The sequence below is a fragment of the Anoxybacillus sp. FSL W8-1294 genome (assembly GCF_037965005.1).
GTDB lineage: Bacteria > Bacillota > Bacilli > Bacillales > Anoxybacillaceae > Anoxybacillus > Anoxybacillus flavithermus_G.
The window spans coordinates 1,757,391-1,771,520 of the sequence record NZ_CP150179.1; the positions used below are offsets into that span (position 1 = coordinate 1,757,391).

General features: G+C 43.4%; 17 protein-coding genes. All 17 read right to left on the reverse strand.

Annotated elements, in window-relative coordinates:
- Nucleotides 1-12: 12 nt before the first annotated feature.
- The 17 genes from lepB to fapR all read right to left on the reverse strand — a co-directional run bounded on the left by lepB (nt 13) and on the right by fapR (nt 14,122).
- On the reverse strand, nt 13-564 hold the full coding sequence (gene lepB, locus NSQ23_RS09330; protein ID WP_339170391.1) for a signal peptidase I: 552 nt from the start codon (nt 562-564) through the stop codon (nt 13-15).
- A gap of 74 nt (nt 565-638) precedes the next feature.
- Nucleotides 639-983 carry a 50S ribosomal protein L19 gene (gene rplS, locus NSQ23_RS09335; protein ID WP_003394943.1) on the reverse strand — a complete coding sequence of 115 codons (345 nt, stop codon included), beginning with the start codon at nt 981-983 and terminating at the stop codon, nt 639-641.
- 125 nt (nt 984-1,108) lie between these two features.
- Nucleotides 1,109-1,846, reverse strand: coding sequence for a tRNA (guanosine(37)-N1)-methyltransferase TrmD (gene trmD / locus NSQ23_RS09340; RefSeq protein WP_077429208.1), 738 nt, complete (start codon nt 1,844-1,846; stop codon nt 1,109-1,111).
- Nucleotides 1,843-2,364, reverse strand: a complete 522-nt coding sequence (gene rimM / locus NSQ23_RS09345) for a ribosome maturation factor RimM (protein ID WP_339174368.1) — start codon at nt 2,362-2,364, stop codon at nt 1,843-1,845. The genes trmD and rimM overlap by 4 nt, the downstream gene beginning before the upstream one ends.
- On the reverse strand, nt 2,364-2,747 hold the full coding sequence (locus tag NSQ23_RS09350) for a YlqD family protein (RefSeq protein WP_339170394.1): 384 nt from the start codon (nt 2,745-2,747) through the stop codon (nt 2,364-2,366). The genes rimM and NSQ23_RS09350 overlap by 1 nt, the downstream gene beginning before the upstream one ends.
- A 49-nt stretch (nt 2,748-2,796) precedes the next feature.
- Nucleotides 2,797-3,024, reverse strand: coding sequence for a KH domain-containing protein (locus tag NSQ23_RS09355; RefSeq protein ID WP_009732863.1), 228 nt, complete (start codon nt 3,022-3,024; stop codon nt 2,797-2,799).
- A gap of 3 nt (nt 3,025-3,027) precedes the next feature.
- Nucleotides 3,028-3,300: a 30S ribosomal protein S16 gene (gene rpsP, locus NSQ23_RS09360; RefSeq protein WP_004891099.1), complete on the reverse strand. Its 273-nt coding sequence runs from the start codon at nt 3,298-3,300 to the stop codon at nt 3,028-3,030.
- Nucleotides 3,301-3,395: 95 nt separating this feature from the next.
- On the reverse strand, nt 3,396-4,736 hold the full coding sequence (gene ffh, locus NSQ23_RS09365; protein ID WP_004891100.1) for a signal recognition particle protein: 1,341 nt from the start codon (nt 4,734-4,736) through the stop codon (nt 3,396-3,398).
- A 12-nt stretch (nt 4,737-4,748) separates the two neighbouring features.
- Entirely contained in the window at nt 4,749-5,081 is a 333-nt protein-coding gene (locus tag NSQ23_RS09370) for a putative DNA-binding protein (RefSeq protein ID WP_004891101.1), read from the reverse strand.
- Nucleotides 5,082-5,152: 71 nt separating this feature from the next.
- On the reverse strand, nt 5,153-6,151 hold the full coding sequence (gene ftsY / locus NSQ23_RS09375; protein WP_339170398.1) for a signal recognition particle-docking protein FtsY: 999 nt from the start codon (nt 6,149-6,151) through the stop codon (nt 5,153-5,155).
- A 6-nt stretch (nt 6,152-6,157) separates the two neighbouring features.
- Nucleotides 6,158-9,718 carry a chromosome segregation protein SMC gene (gene smc, locus NSQ23_RS09380; RefSeq protein WP_339170400.1) on the reverse strand — a complete coding sequence of 1,187 codons (3,561 nt, stop codon included), beginning with the start codon at nt 9,716-9,718 and terminating at the stop codon, nt 6,158-6,160.
- 59 nt (nt 9,719-9,777) lie between these two features.
- Entirely contained in the window at nt 9,778-10,494 is a 717-nt protein-coding gene (rnc, locus tag NSQ23_RS09385; RefSeq protein WP_064220608.1) for a ribonuclease III, read from the reverse strand.
- A 69-nt stretch (nt 10,495-10,563) separates the two neighbouring features.
- Entirely contained in the window at nt 10,564-10,800 is a 237-nt protein-coding gene (acpP, locus tag NSQ23_RS09390; RefSeq protein ID WP_003394967.1) for an acyl carrier protein, read from the reverse strand.
- A gap of 58 nt (nt 10,801-10,858) precedes the next feature.
- Entirely contained in the window at nt 10,859-11,596 is a 738-nt protein-coding gene (fabG, locus tag NSQ23_RS09395; protein WP_064220609.1) for a 3-oxoacyl-[acyl-carrier-protein] reductase, read from the reverse strand.
- A 3-nt stretch (nt 11,597-11,599) separates the two neighbouring features.
- Entirely contained in the window at nt 11,600-12,541 is a 942-nt protein-coding gene (fabD, locus tag NSQ23_RS09400) for an ACP S-malonyltransferase (RefSeq protein WP_339170403.1), read from the reverse strand.
- 11 nt (nt 12,542-12,552) lie between these two features.
- The gene (gene plsX / locus NSQ23_RS09405) at nt 12,553-13,542 is read right to left on the reverse strand and encodes a phosphate acyltransferase PlsX (RefSeq protein WP_192948323.1); all 990 of its coding nucleotides are present in this window, start codon (nt 13,540-13,542) and stop codon (nt 12,553-12,555) included.
- Nucleotides 13,526-14,122 carry a transcription factor FapR gene (gene fapR, locus NSQ23_RS09410; RefSeq protein ID WP_035018741.1) on the reverse strand — a complete coding sequence of 199 codons (597 nt, stop codon included), beginning with the start codon at nt 14,120-14,122 and terminating at the stop codon, nt 13,526-13,528. The genes plsX and fapR overlap by 17 nt, the downstream gene beginning before the upstream one ends.
- Nucleotides 14,123-14,130 lie beyond the last annotated feature (8 nt).

Consider the following 14,130-nt stretch of genomic DNA (forward strand, 5'->3'; position numbering starts at 1 on the left):
ACTTTTATTATGTTATTCGACAATGCGAGCATCAGAAAGGGGCCAATAAACGACCGACGTTTTGCCAACAACTTTGTCCATCGGGATAAATCCGATATGGCGGCTATCTTTGCTGTATCTGCGATTATCCCCGAGCACGAATAAATGACCTTCAGGAACGGTTTTTCGTCCCCACAATTCTTCAAGTGTAAACGACTCTGTTAATGGGCCATCAAACAGTTGTTTTTTTTCTTCATCTAAGTATGGTTCTTTATACGGCTTCCCGTTGACGTATAACGTATCATTTTTATATTCAATCCGGTCGCCTGGCAATCCAATGACGCGCTTAATATAATCTTTTCCTTCTTCGGCATGAAACACAATAATATCAAACCGTTCTGGCTCGCCAATTTTATAGGCGATTTTATTGACGATCATTCGGTCTTGATTATGTAACGTCGGCATCATCGACTCCCCTTCAACGATGATTGGGGCGAAAATGAAATAGCGAATACCTCCCGCTAATGCCACCGCAATGAAAATCGCTTTTAACCATTCAAACCATTCATTCTTTTGTTTTTCCATCCTTCTCCCACCTATATGATGAATGTTGAAAAAGGAGCTTGATGATCAAGCTCCTTGCAATCATTTCTTTTGTGTTAGATGATTTCTTTGATGCGTGCTGCTTTACCGCGGAGTTGACGCAAGTAGTACAATTTCGCACGACGAACTTTACCGCGACGAACAACTTCTAATTTAGCAATCTTCGGCGTGTGTAATGGGAATGTACGCTCAACACCTACACCGTAAGATACTTTACGAACTGTAAATGTTTCGCTAATTCCACCACCACGGCGCTTGATAACAACGCCCTCGAATACTTGGATACGTTCACGGTTTCCTTCAACAACTTTCACGTGAACGCGCACTGTGTCACCAGGGCGAAATTCTGGAAGATCGTTACGTAGTTGTTCTTTTGTAATTTCTTGAATTAAATGATGCATCATCTTCATCTCCTTCCAACAGATGCTCATGCTTATGTGTATCGTTCATAGCAGCGGAACATCGTTTTACGTGCGACATAAGTCACAACGTTTATACTATCATAAAGATGTAACGGATGCAATAGTTACCGTTCGTTTTTTTTCCATTGTTCGATCCATTTTTTTTGTTGTTCCGTTAACTCATACGTTTCGAGCAAATCTGGCCGGCGCAACCATGTGCGGCGCAACGATTCTTTTTGACGCCACTCTTCAATTAAACGGTGATTACCTGAAAGAAGGACATCTGGTACTTTCATGCCACGAAAATCGGCTGGGCGCGTATAATGTGGGTGTTCGAGCAAACCAGAGCTATAAGAATCAAGCATAGAGGAATGCTCGTTGCCGAGCACGCCAGGAAGCAAACGAACGACGCTATCAATGACGACCATCGCTGCCAGTTCTCCGCCCGTTAAGACGTAATCACCAATGGAAATTTCGTCCGTCACGAGATGTTCACGAATGCGTTCGTCATATCCTTCGTAATGTCCGCAAATGAAAATGATGTGTCGTTCTTTAGCGAGTTCCTCTGCTTTTTTTTGCGTATATCGTTCACCTTGAGGACAAAGCAAAATCACGCGCGGACGATGCTCGCTTTGCTTCGTTAAATGATCAACCGCATCAAAAATCGGTTGCGGCTTCAATACCATGCCAGCCCCACCGCCGTAAGGGTAGTCGTCTACCGTCTGATGTTTATTATCGGCAAATTCGCGAAAATTGACGAGCTGAAATGTAACGGCACCCTTTTCTTGCGCACGTTTTAAAATCGACTCGTTCAACACGCCAGTAAACATATTTGGAAATAAGGTGAGCACATCGATTTTCATTCGTCGAGCAATCCTTCCATCACATGAATCGTAATCGTTTTGTTTTCAATATCGACTTGTTTGACGACATCATCAATGTAAGGGATTAACACATCTCCGCCTTTTTTTCGTTTGACGACCCATACGTCATTTGCACCTGGCGTTAAAATTTCTTTTATTTCGCCAATCGGTTCACCATCCTCGGTCACAACTGTGCAACCGATAATTTCGTGAAAATAATATTCACCTTCGTTAAGCGGTTGCAATTGCGTTTCTGGTATTTTAATCATCGCCCCTTTAAATGGTTCGACTAAGTTGATGTTATCGTATCCTTCGAACGTTAATAAATCGAACGACTTATGAACTCGATGGCTCGCCACTTTGACTTCAACCGGTGGCTTATTTTCCATAAAAATATATAATACATTCCCGATTTTATACCGCTCTTCTGCAAAATCTGTGCGTGAAATAACGCGCACTTCACCGCGAATACCGTGCGTATTCACAATTTTTCCGACATGAAACCATTTCACAACGATCACCCCTCGCGTATATCCACAACGATTCCGTCTTCAATGACAATCGTTTTCGGAGGCGACCAACGCGCACCAATGTGAACGTCGATAATCGCCTCGACATCTCTTTCTTTTATTTCACTTCCTATCGGTAATATGCGCAATTGTTCAAGAAGGAAATCAAGCTCTTCTATTTTTTGACGACGAATTTGCATTTCTCGTCCAAATTTTTCTTTAATTTGTTTTTGTGAAAACGAAGTGTGCTTTTCCATTCGTTTTTGTTCAAAGATGAGCTGCTCACATTGTTGTTCAAGCTGCTGTTTTTGTGCCGTAAATTGTTGCATGAGTTGTTGCTTGCTTTTTTCCGTTAATCGTTGTCTCACTTCAACCGTTTGAATGATTTTCATGGCGCACCGCCTTTCTGAACGAAAAAAGGGGAGGTGTCTTCCCTCTCCCTTACTCTTCGATGCGTACGTCTATTCGCTTCTTCGACTCATTTGCTGCTTGAACAACGGTGCGAATGGCTTGAATGATTCGCCCGTTTTTTCCGATCACTTTCCCAACGTCTTCGTGATGAAGGGCAATCGAATATGTGATCGATTGTTGTTGTTCTGTTTCGCGAATGACGACGCATTCTGGATGATCGACAAGTGACCGAACGATCGTCTCAAGCAACGTTTTCATATATTACTTTCCGTACTTTAAGTTGTGGAATTTTTCTAAAATTCCTTGTTTTGAAAGCAAGTTGCGCACTGTGTCAGATGGTTTTGCGCCGTTTTGCAACCATTTTAATGCAAGCTCTTCATTAATTTTAATTTCTGCAGGCTCTGTTAACGGATTGTATGTGCCGATTGTTTCGATGAAACGACCGTCACGTGGAGAACGAGAGTCTGCAACAACGATACGATAAAACGGTGATTTTTTTGCACCCATACGTTTTAAACGAATTTTTACTGCCATGATTATAGCACCTCCGAAAATATTTCACACAAGATAGTATATTAGCAATAAACGTTTTGTTTGTAAAGTGTTTTTTCTTAACACTGTTATTTTGTTTACATGAACGGGAAACGGAACCCTTTCTTTTTCCCCTTTGGCATGGTTGTCATCATTTTCATCATCTTTTTCATCTCGTCAAACTGTTTCAATAAGCGGTTGACGTCTTGAACCGTCGTTCCGCTCCCTTTTGCAATTCGCTTTTTGCGACTAGAGTTAATGATGTCTGGGTTCATTTTTTCTTCTTTTGTCATCGAACGAATAATCGCTTCGACGCGGCTAATTTGCTTTTCGTCAATTTGTAAGTTGTTTAAACCTTTCACTTTGTTAGCGCCCGGCAACATTTTTAAAAGTTCATCGAGCGGACCGAGTTTGCGCACTTGCCCAAGCTGTTCTAAAAAGTCGTCAAGTGTAAATGATGCGGTACGCATTTTTTGTTCGAGCTCTTTTGCCTTTTCTTCATCGACGGCCGTTTGCGCTTTTTCAATGAGCGTCAACACGTCCCCCATACCTAAAATGCGCGACGCCATCCGCTCCGGATGAAACGGCTCAAGCGCATCGAGCTTTTCGCCCATACCGACAAACTTAATTGGCGTATTTGTGACCGCTTTAATCGATAAGGCTGCCCCGCCTCGCGTATCACCATCAAGCTTCGTCAAAATGACGCCCGTCAGTCCAAGTTGTTCGTTAAAGCTTTGCGCGACATTGACCGCATCTTGTCCCGTCATCGCATCGACAACGAGAAAAATTTCATCAGGTTTCGTCACTTCTTTAATTTGCTTTAGTTCGTCCATGAGCGCTTCGTCAATGTGCAAGCGTCCGGCCGTATCGATTAATACGTAATCATAATGCTCTTCTTTTGCTTTTACGATCGCTTGTTTCGCAATTTCCACCGGGCTCACTTGATCGCCGAGCGAAAACACAGGGATGTCCAACTGCTTCCCTAACGTCTCAAGCTGTTTAATCGCTGCCGGCCGATAAATGTCAGCTGCGACAAGCAACGGCTTCCGATTATGTTTTTTGCGCAATAAGTTCGCTAACTTCCCTGTCGTTGTCGTTTTTCCTGCCCCTTGCAAACCGACCATCATGACGACAGTTGGCGGGCGGCTCGCTACAGCGATTTTGCTATTTTCTCCCCCCATCAGCTCCGTCAATTCTTCTTTGACGACTTTAATGACTTGCTGTCCTGGGGTCAAACTTTTCATTACTTCTTGCCCGACAGCTCGTTCGCTTACTTTTTTCACGAAGTCTTTGACGACTTTAAAATTGACATCCGCTTCTAATAGCGCGAGCCGCACTTCACGCATCATTTCTTTTACATCGGCTTCCGTGACTTTGCCTTTGCCACGAATTTTATTCATGACATGTTGCAGACGGTCGGCCAATCCTTCAAATGCCATCGTTACCGCCCCCTACTCTAATTTCTCCAACTCCATAACGAGCCTCATCAGCTCCTCATCGTTCGGATAGCGTTCAGCTATATGCGTTTTTAATCGGTGCAATAGTTTGTGACGTTGTTGAAACTTTTGAAAGAGCAATAGCTTTTGCTCATAATCTTCTAGCATCGCTTCCGTCCGTTTAATGTTATCGTATACAGCTTGACGACTCACTTCGTACTCTTCGGCAATTTCACCGAGGGAGTAATCGTCTAAATAGTAAAGGGACATATAGTTTCGTTGCTTCGGCGTCAACAACGATTGGTAAAAGTCGTATAAATAGTTCATTCTCGTTGTTTTTTCTAGCATGAAACTCCCCCCTGTTAAGTGAAACGCCTTTACATGAATTTAGTGTATATGTTTTAACCGATGCTGTCAAGTTATTCTCCTTGCGCCTCTTCTCGTTCCATAAACGATGCAAATAACCCATACACGAATTGTTCGGCGTTAAACGGCTCTAAATCGTCCATTTTCTCTCCTAAACCGACAAATTTCACCGGAATGTTTAACTCATGGCGGATCGCTAATACGATGCCGCCTTTTGCTGTTCCATCCAGTTTCGTAAGCACAATGCCGGTGACATTCGTTGCTTCTTTAAATGTTTTTGCTTGGCTCATCGCATTTTGCCCTGTCGTTGCATCCAATACGAGCAATACTTCGTGCGGTGCGCCCGGCACTTCTCGTTCAATGACACGTTTCACTTTTTCAAGTTCTTTCATTAAATTCACTTTGTTTTGTAAGCGGCCAGCTGTATCACACAACAAAATGTCAACGTTGCGCGATTTGGCTGCTTGAATCGCATCATACATCACCGCCGCTGGATCAGAGCCAGCAGACTGTTTAATGACTTCCACACCAACGCGCTCGCCCCATACTTCAAGCTGTTCAATTGCACCTGCCCGGAACGTATCGCCAGCGGCAAGCATCACTTTTTTTCCTTCGCTTTTTAATTTGTACGCGAGTTTCCCGATCGTCGTCGTTTTTCCGACGCCGTTGACACCGACAAATAAAATGACCGTCAAGCCGTTTGGTTGAATGTTTAGTTCTGTCGTTTCATCGCCGCTTGCTTCGTAAATGTCAATCAATTTTTCGGAAATGACGCTATACATTTCTTTCGGGTCTTGAATGTTGCGACGTTTCACTTCCATTTTTAACTCATCGATAAAATCCATGACCGTTGCGACACCAACGTCTGAGGCGATTAAAATTTCTTCTAGCTCCTCAAAAAACTCTTCATCTACTTTTCGATAACGCGCGATTAGATCGTTTACTTTTCCTGCGAAAGAGTCGCGCGTTTTTTCTAAACCACGTTTAAACTTTTCCGTTACTGTATCTGCTTGTTTTGCGATTTTTTCTTTTAATTTTTTAAAAAAGCTCACCGTTTCTCATCCTTTCTTTTCATCTACTTCTTCTAGTCGAACAGAAACGAGCTTCGATACACCTGATTGTTGCATCGTTACCCCATATAGTACATCTGCTTCTTCCATCGTTCCTTTTCGATGGGTAATGACGATAAATTGTGTATCGTCGCTAAACTTCTTTAAATATTTCGCATATCGTTGTACGTTCGCCTCATCAAGTGCTGCTTCTACTTCATCAAGCACGCAAAACGGAACAGGTCGAACATTTAAAATGGCGAATAAAAGCGCAATCGCCGTCAATGCTCGCTCCCCGCCTGATAATAAACTTAAATGTTGCAGTTTTTTTCCCGGTGGCTGTGCGACAATGTCGACACCCGTATGGAGTAAATCGTTCGGATCAGTCAACTGTAAATCGGCCTTTCCTCCTCCAAACAATTCAACGAACACGCGTGCAAATTGCGTCCGAATTTGCTCAAACGTTGTCGCAAATCTTCGTTTCATTTCATCATCCATTTCGTCAATGACTTGATAAAGTGTATCTTTCGCACGTTGTAAATCTTCTTTTTGCTCCGTTAAAAAGCGATGACGCTCCGACACTCGCTCATATTCTTCAATAGCCCCAAGGTTAACCGTTCCAAGCTCGTCGATAGCGAGTTGAATGAGCTTTACTTTTTTCCGCGCTTCTTGCGCTGAAATCGTCAATGGAAACGCTTCTTTTGCGGCTTCAAATGACAGTTTGTATTCTTCACGAAGGCGGTTTAGTAAGTGGTCAAGCTCCATATCGAAGCGAGCAAGCTTCACTTCCTCGTCTTTTAGCGTATCTGTGAGTTGTTTATGTTGTCGTTTCAATTCTTTTATTTCTTTTTCGAGTTGCTCAAGCTTTGTTTGATAATGTAACCGCTGTTCGCGTCGGCTAGCGATGAGCTGAATCGTTTCTTCTTTTTGCTTCATTTTTTCTTCACATATTCGTTCAAGTTGTTGCTCATCTTCCGTTTGTTCGTTCGTATGGCGTACAAGTTCATTGCGTTCTTTTTCGATGTGCGTAAGTGTTCGCTTCACTTCCTCCCATTCTTCCGTTAGTCGATGCACATGTTGCTCTTCATTTCTGACATGTTCTTGCTTTTCAGCGAGCGCGACTTTCAATGCGGTCAACTTTTCTTGTATTTGCTCCTTCGATTGCTGCTCTAACTGTTTTTTTTCTGTCCATTGTTTCACTTGTTCATCGATAGAAGCAATATGTTTCTCAAGTGCATGGAGCGAATGCATAATATCGTGAAGTCGAGCAGTCAATTGTTTCTTTTCTTCTTCGAGTGTCTGTCTTTCATAGCGATACACAGCGAGTCGTTCGTCCATATGCTTTTTGCGAAGATCGAGTTCCATCCATGCGCTTTTTTCTTCTTGTAGCTCCATACGGCTTGCTTCTAGCTCAGTATAAAGCGCTGTTCGCTCTTGCTCAGCTTGTGCAATGGCTTCTTTTTCTCGTTGCACAAGCTGTTCAAGCTCCAGCGTTTTTCGCTCAGCATCGCGCCAATGTGCTGTCACTTCTTCAAGCTCACGCGCACGACTAAATAATGAGTTTGTCTGTTTATTTACCGTTCCTCCCGTCATCGCCCCGCCTGGATTCACAACATCCCCTTCTAGCGTGACGAGACGATAGCGGTATTGCAATTGGCGAGCAAGTTCATTTGCCCCTTTTAAATCACGTGTAACAATGACTGTTCCAAGAATGTTTGTCATAATGTTTTCGTACGTTGCTTCATACGAAATTAATTCGGAAGCAATGCCAACGTAAGCGGGGTGTTTGGCAATGTTTTCCCGAACGGATGGAGGAAATAGTTTTCGCTGAATAACGTCGAGCGGCAAAAACGTCGCTCGTCCATACTTATTTTGTTTTAAAAATTGAATGGCTTCACGTGCGCTTTGTTCGTTTTTTACGACGATATGTTGCGCCGCTCCCCCGAGCGCCACTTCGATCGCTGTTTCAAGCTCAGATGGCACCGTCATCAACTCAACAACTGCTCCATGAATGCCGTTTAACCGATCCTTTGCTTTTAATACTTCTTTTACCCCTTGGAAAAATCCAGCATACTCTTGTTGCATCGCCTCTAACATTTCTTTTTTTGATTTTACTTTTTGTACATATTGATACGCTTCATATAACGTCGTTTCTTTTTTTCGATATTGTTCTTTTCGTGCGGTCAATTGTTCTTCTTTTGTTTGAAGCGTTTGCTCTTGTTTAGCGATGCGTTCTTGCAACTCATGGATGAGTTTTTGTTTTTGTTCCCATTGTTCAACGATCTGTTCGTATGCTTGAATATGTTCGTTGTTTGTAGTGATGAGCTGCTGTTGTTTTTCTTCATTTTTTTGCAACTGGGACTCAATGTGCATGCGCTCATTTTTTAACGTCGCTTGTTCGTGAACGAGGTCAATGTATTCGCTTTTTAGCCGTTCAATTTCTTCCTCCGCTTTTGGACCGTAAGCAGAAAGGATGTTGTTTTGTTCTTTTAATTGCGCTTGAAGCGCTTGCACATCTGTTTGAAGCTGTTGCAGCACTTTCTTTTTTTCAGCAATTGTCGCTTCAAGTGCACGTTCTCGCTCAGCAAGTTGCCCCATCGTTTGCTCCATTTGCTGTTGTTGCTTATAGGCGTTGCTTTTTCGCTCTTTTAATAACTGTTTTTTCCCTTCCATTTTCTCAAGCTCTTCGCTAACAAGCAACAATACTTGCTGTAAACCATCTATCGACTCATCAAGCGCTGTCAGTTCATGACGCAACTGAGCGATGTGCGCTTCTTCTTTTTGTAACGTCGTCGCTAATTCCATTTCGTTTTGTTGATGTAAAGCGAGTTGTTTTTTCAACGCTTCCCATTTTTCATGTAGCTGCTCGATTTCATAAACAATTAAGCCGACTTCATATGTTTGTAGCTGCTCTTTTTTCTCAAGATATTCGTTGGCGATTGACGCTTGTTGTTTCAACGGCTCGAGCTGCTGGTTTAGTTCGTGTAAAATATCTTGCACACGCTGCAAATGATCTTCTGTTTCGTTTAGTTTTTGCTCTGCCTTTTTTTTCCTTGTTTTATATTTTAAGACGCCAGCTGCATCTTCAAAAATCATGCGGCGATCTTCTGCTTTACTGCTTAAAATTTCTTCTACTTTTCCTTGACTAATGATGGAAAAAGCTTCACGACCAACGCCAGAATCCATAAATAAATCGACAATATCTTTTAAACGGCAAGGCTGGTTATTAATAAAAAATTCGCTATCGCCGGAACGATAGACACGTCTTGTTATACTTACTTCTTCGTATTCGAGCGGCAAAAATTGATCGCTATTATCGAGCGTTAATGTCACTTCCGCCATGTTTAACGGCTTGCGTGATTCACTTCCCGAAAAAATGACGTCTTCCATTTTTGCGCCGCGAAGCGACTTGGCGGACTGTTCACCAAGCACCCAACGAATCGCGTCTGTAATGTTGCTTTTTCCACTTCCGTTCGGACCGACGATTGCCGTCATCCCCGAAACAAAATCGATGGAAATACGATCCGCAAAAGATTTAAATCCGATAGCTTCTAACCGTTTGAGGAACACATATATCCCCCTTTATCTAAAAGATGTCACAACAAGCAAGGCTGTCCTTTCGCACCGGATCAGCCTTGTTGTAATTGTTTTAGCTTAGCTAATGCCATTTGCGCGGCGCGCTGCTCTGCCTCTTTTTTCGAGCGCCCAACTCCAACACCGAGCTCCTCGCCATTTAACGATACGCGCGATACGAACTCTTTATTATGAGCAGGACCTCGTTCTTGTAAAATTTTATATTCTAATACTCCACTTCCATCACGTTGTACAAATTCTTGTAGTTGACTTTTGTAATCCATCACATGAGAAAAAGCACCTTCGCGGATTTTTGGGAAAATCGTTTTCCCTAAAAATTGCACGACCGTCTCCATACCTTGATCTAAATAAAGCGCCCCGATAAAAGCTTCAAATACGTCAGCTAACAACGACGGACGCATGCGACCACCCGTTAGTTCTTCCCCTTTACCGAGCAACACGAGATCGCCAAAAGACAATGCATGGGCAAACGTAACAAGCGACGGCTCACAGACGATCGCTGCCCGCATTTTTGTTAATTCCCCTTCGCTCATTTGTGGAAACTGTTCAAATAAATATTGTGAAACGGTCAATTCTAAGACAGCATCCCCTAAAAATTCAAGACGCTCATTGTCTTCATACAGCCACTTGCGATGCTCATTCACATATGATGAATGGGTAAATGCTTGAATGAGTAGTTTTTCATTACGAAAAAAAATACCTATTTGTTCTTGAAATTGTTTAAATTTCACGTACGGTCGTTGTTTTGACATGCATATGAACCCCCAACTATAAACGTAAAAAGCATAGAAAGCCCCGCTTACAAAACGGGACTTTGCTTATTATGATAGACGGCTCTTTATGTAGTTAACTGCGTCACCTACAGTCACGATTTTTTCCGCCTCTTCATCTGAAATTTCCATATCAAACTCATCTTCTAATTCCATAACAAGCTCAACAACATCAAGTGAGTCTGCTCCTAAATCTTCTTTAAATGAAGACTCGAGCGTCACTTGTGACTCTTCAACACCAAGGCGATCAACGATAATTTTCGTTACACGCTCTAATACGTCTGCCATTTTATTCACCTCCCCTCAAGCTATTATAATGAATTATATCAGAAAATAAAACGAATTTTTACATCACCATACCGCCGTCGACGTGAATTGTTTGTCCTGTTATATAGCTTGCCCCGTCTGAGACGAGAAACGCGACGACATGTGCAATATCTTCTGGGTTACCGAAACGAGCGAGGGGGATTTGCTGCAACATCGCCTGGCGCACATCTTCGCTTAGTTGATCGGTCATATCTGTCGTAATAAATCCAGGCGCAACGGCATTGACGGTAATGTTTCGACTCGCGAGTTCTTTTGCTGCTGTTTTCGTCAGTCCGATCACACCTGCTTTCGCTGCGACATAGTTTGCTTGCCCTGGGTTGCCGCTTACACCGACAATGGACGCTACGTTCACAATTCGACCGTATCGCTGTTTCATCATTGGGCGTGTGACGGCTTTTGTACATAAAAAGACACCTTTTAAGTTCGTATTAATGACCGCATCCCATTCTTCTTCTTTCATGCGCATAAGCAAGTTGTCGCGCGTAATGCCTGCGTTGTTCACTAAAATATCAACGCGACCCCAGCGCTCAAGCACTTCTTTCACCATGCGTTCGACTGCCTCGTTATTTGCGACGTCCGCTTGCACAGCAAACGCTTCGCCACCATGCTCAACAATTTGAGCGACAACTTCATTTGCTTTCGCTTCACTTCCTGCATAATTGACCGCTACTTTTGCACCAAGACGAGCTAAATGTAAAGCAATTTCACGCCCAATCCCACGTGACGCCCCGGTCACAATCGCTACTTTCCCTTCCATGCTTCATTCCCCTTTCAACGCCGTCACTGTCGCTATAAACGAAGCTTCATCAAAAATCGAATGGACGTTGACATGACGGTTTATTTTTTTCACTAGACCGCTTAATACTTTTCCAGGACCGATTTCGATAAACGTATCTACACCCAAGTCAATCATCGTTTGAACAGATTGCTCCCAACGAACAGGCGAATATAATTGTTCAACAAGGCGCTGTTTCATTTCAGTTGGATCGACCATCGGCTCAGCTGTCACATTTGAAATGACTGGCACAGCGCTTTCTTGAAACGCCAACGTATCAAGTACCGATAAAAACTGTTCTGCCGCCGGTTTCATTAAAATGGAGTGGAACGGCCCGCTTACTTCGAGCGGAATGACTCGCTTCGCTCCTTTTTCTTTTGCTAGTTGTGACGCTCGCTCAACCGCTTCTTTCGCTCCTGAAATGACAATTTGTCCCGGGCAGTTTAAGTTCGCTAATTGAACCGGAGATGATTCCGTTGAAGCTTCATCGACTACTTGTTGCAATAAAGCTTCATCCATCCCAAGCACCGCAGCCATCGTTCCTTGTCCTGACGGCACTGCTTTTTCCATAAATTCTCCGCGCTTACGCACCGCATATACAGCGTCAGAAAACGACAGCACCGATGCTGCAACAAGTGCACTGTATTCCCCGAGGCTATGTCCTGCCACATAATGAGGGGCAATACCTGCTTCTTTTACTTTTTGCAAAAACGCGATGCTTGTCGTGAGTAATGCCGGTTGGGCATTTTCTGTTTTTGTTAATACATCTTGTGGTCCTTCAAAAATAAGTTGTGACAAAGACATTTGCAACCGTTCATCTGCTAGGCGAAAGATCGCAGCTACCGCCTCGTCTTTTTCTGCCCATTCTTTCCCCATGCCGACCGTTTGTGAACCTTGTCCTGGAAAAATAAATGCAATTTTCCCCATCATGTCACCTCTTATTGTTTTATTTCCGCTATCGATTGCTTTACCGTTTGTACTACTTCGTTTGCAACCATTTCTCGCGCCTGACGCACAGCGTGAAACATCGCGTGAGCATCAGATGAACCGTGCGCTTTAATGACAGGTGCTCGTAAACCGAACAGTGCTGCACCGCCATATTCTGCATAATCCATTTTTTTCTTCAACTGCATAAGTTGTGGCTTTAACGCAAGCGCCGCCATTTTGCTTACAACATTGCTTGTCAATGCCGATTTTAACATCGAGAAAATAGCGATTGCCGTGCCTTCGATCGTTTTTAGTGCGACGTTGCCGGTGAATCCGTCAGTAACAACAACATCAGCTACGCCTTCTAATAAATCGCGCGCCTCTACGTTGCCGACAAAATTTAACGATGTATGTTGGATAAGCTGAAACGCTTTTTTAGCTAGCTCATTGCCTTTTTGGTCTTCTGTCCCTACGTTTAGCAGCCCGACGCGCGGTCGTTCAACCCCGCGTACTTTTTCGGCGTATGCTGCACCCATAAACGCATATTGCAATATATGTTCTGGACGGGCGTCTACGTTAGCACCAACATCTAACAGTACAAACCCTTTTCCATCAATCGTTGGGAGCGTCGGCGCAAGCGCTGGACGGTCAATGCCTTCGATGCGACCGACGATAAACAGCCCCGCCGCCATTAAAGCGCCTGTATTCCCAGCTGAAATGCACGCATCGGCACGTCCTTCGCTTACTTCATTTGCCATTAGCACCATGGACGCCTCTTTTTTGCGGCGAACGGCACGAACGGGCTCATCTGTTGCTTCAATGACTTGTTCCGTATGAATGATCGATAGTCGTTCATTGTTTGTTATGTACGGGCGAATGAGCGATTCGTTCCCAATAAGCGTAATTTCGATATCGTTGAAATGCTCAATCGCCTTTTGTGCACCGATCACGACTTCTTTTGGTGCGTGATCTCCTCCCATGGCATCAATTGCGATTTTCATCATTTTCTCCATCCTTTTTAACAACGTTTGAGCGGTACATATGAAATTCTCCTTGAAAAACAAGCTCTTGACCTACGTAACTATTCACTTCGACGATCGTGCGACCGTTTTCGTTTAAATTTTTTACTTTTGCTTTGGCAACGACTCGCTCCCCTTCTTTTACCGGGCGCATAAAGCGAATGTTTGCTTTGGTGGTCAATGCTAATTCATCGTTAATGACCGCGACTGCGAGCGAGTTCGCTTGCGCAAACAAATGATGTCCTCGTGCAATTTGATTTCGTTTAAATACATGTTCTTTTTTTACATCGAAAATGGAAATTGCACTTTCGTCCAACTGCATATCGATAATTTCTCCGATCACTTCTTCAATAGGCAACGACTTCACTTCATCAGCAAATGTGCGCTCAGCAACATGTTTAATGCGCTCACGCAACTCCGGAATCGATAGTTCTAAGCGATCGAGGCGGATCGTTTGAATGCTGACTGAAAATTTTTCGGCAAGTTGTTCGTCCGTAATAAATGGATTTTCTTCAATCGTTGCTTGCAGTAGTCGTTGCCGTTCGCGTTTATTTCTTCTCATTTTCGATC

Excerpts from the sequence above, each read along its gene's own strand:
- lepB (WP_339170391.1), bottom strand. The coding sequence starts at position 564 with ATGGAAAAACAAAAGAATGAATGGTTTGAATGGTTAAAAGCGATTTTC.
- rplS (WP_003394943.1), bottom strand. The coding sequence starts at position 983 with ATGCATCATTTAATTCAAGAAATTACAAAAGAACAACTACGTAACGAT.
- trmD (WP_077429208.1), bottom strand. The coding sequence starts at position 1,846 with ATGAAAATCGATGTGCTCACCTTATTTCCAAATATGTTTACTGGCGTG.
- NSQ23_RS09350 (WP_339170394.1), bottom strand. The coding sequence starts at position 2,747 with ATGAAAATCATTCAAACGGTTGAAGTGAGACAACGATTAACGGAAAAA.
- NSQ23_RS09355 (WP_009732863.1), bottom strand. The coding sequence starts at position 3,024 with ATGAAAACGTTGCTTGAGACGATCGTTCGGTCACTTGTCGATCATCCA.
- rpsP (WP_004891099.1), bottom strand. The coding sequence starts at position 3,300 with ATGGCAGTAAAAATTCGTTTAAAACGTATGGGTGCAAAAAAATCACCG.
- ffh (WP_004891100.1), bottom strand. The coding sequence starts at position 4,736 with ATGGCATTTGAAGGATTGGCCGACCGTCTGCAACATGTCATGAATAAA.
- NSQ23_RS09370 (WP_004891101.1), bottom strand. The coding sequence starts at position 5,081 with ATGCTAGAAAAAACAACGAGAATGAACTATTTATACGACTTTTACCAA.
- rnc (WP_064220608.1), bottom strand. The coding sequence starts at position 10,494 with ATGTCAAAACAACGACCGTACGTGAAATTTAAACAATTTCAAGAACAA.
- acpP (WP_003394967.1), bottom strand. The coding sequence starts at position 10,800 with ATGGCAGACGTATTAGAGCGTGTAACGAAAATTATCGTTGATCGCCTT.
- fabG (WP_064220609.1), bottom strand. The coding sequence starts at position 11,596 with ATGGAAGGGAAAGTAGCGATTGTGACCGGGGCGTCACGTGGGATTGGG.
- fabD (WP_339170403.1), bottom strand. The coding sequence starts at position 12,541 with ATGGGGAAAATTGCATTTATTTTTCCAGGACAAGGTTCACAAACGGTC.
- plsX (WP_192948323.1), bottom strand. The coding sequence starts at position 13,542 with ATGAAAATCGCAATTGATGCCATGGGAGGAGATCACGCACCAAAAGAA.
- fapR (WP_035018741.1), bottom strand. The coding sequence starts at position 14,122 with ATGAGAAGAAATAAACGCGAACGGCAACGACTACTGCAAGCAACGATT.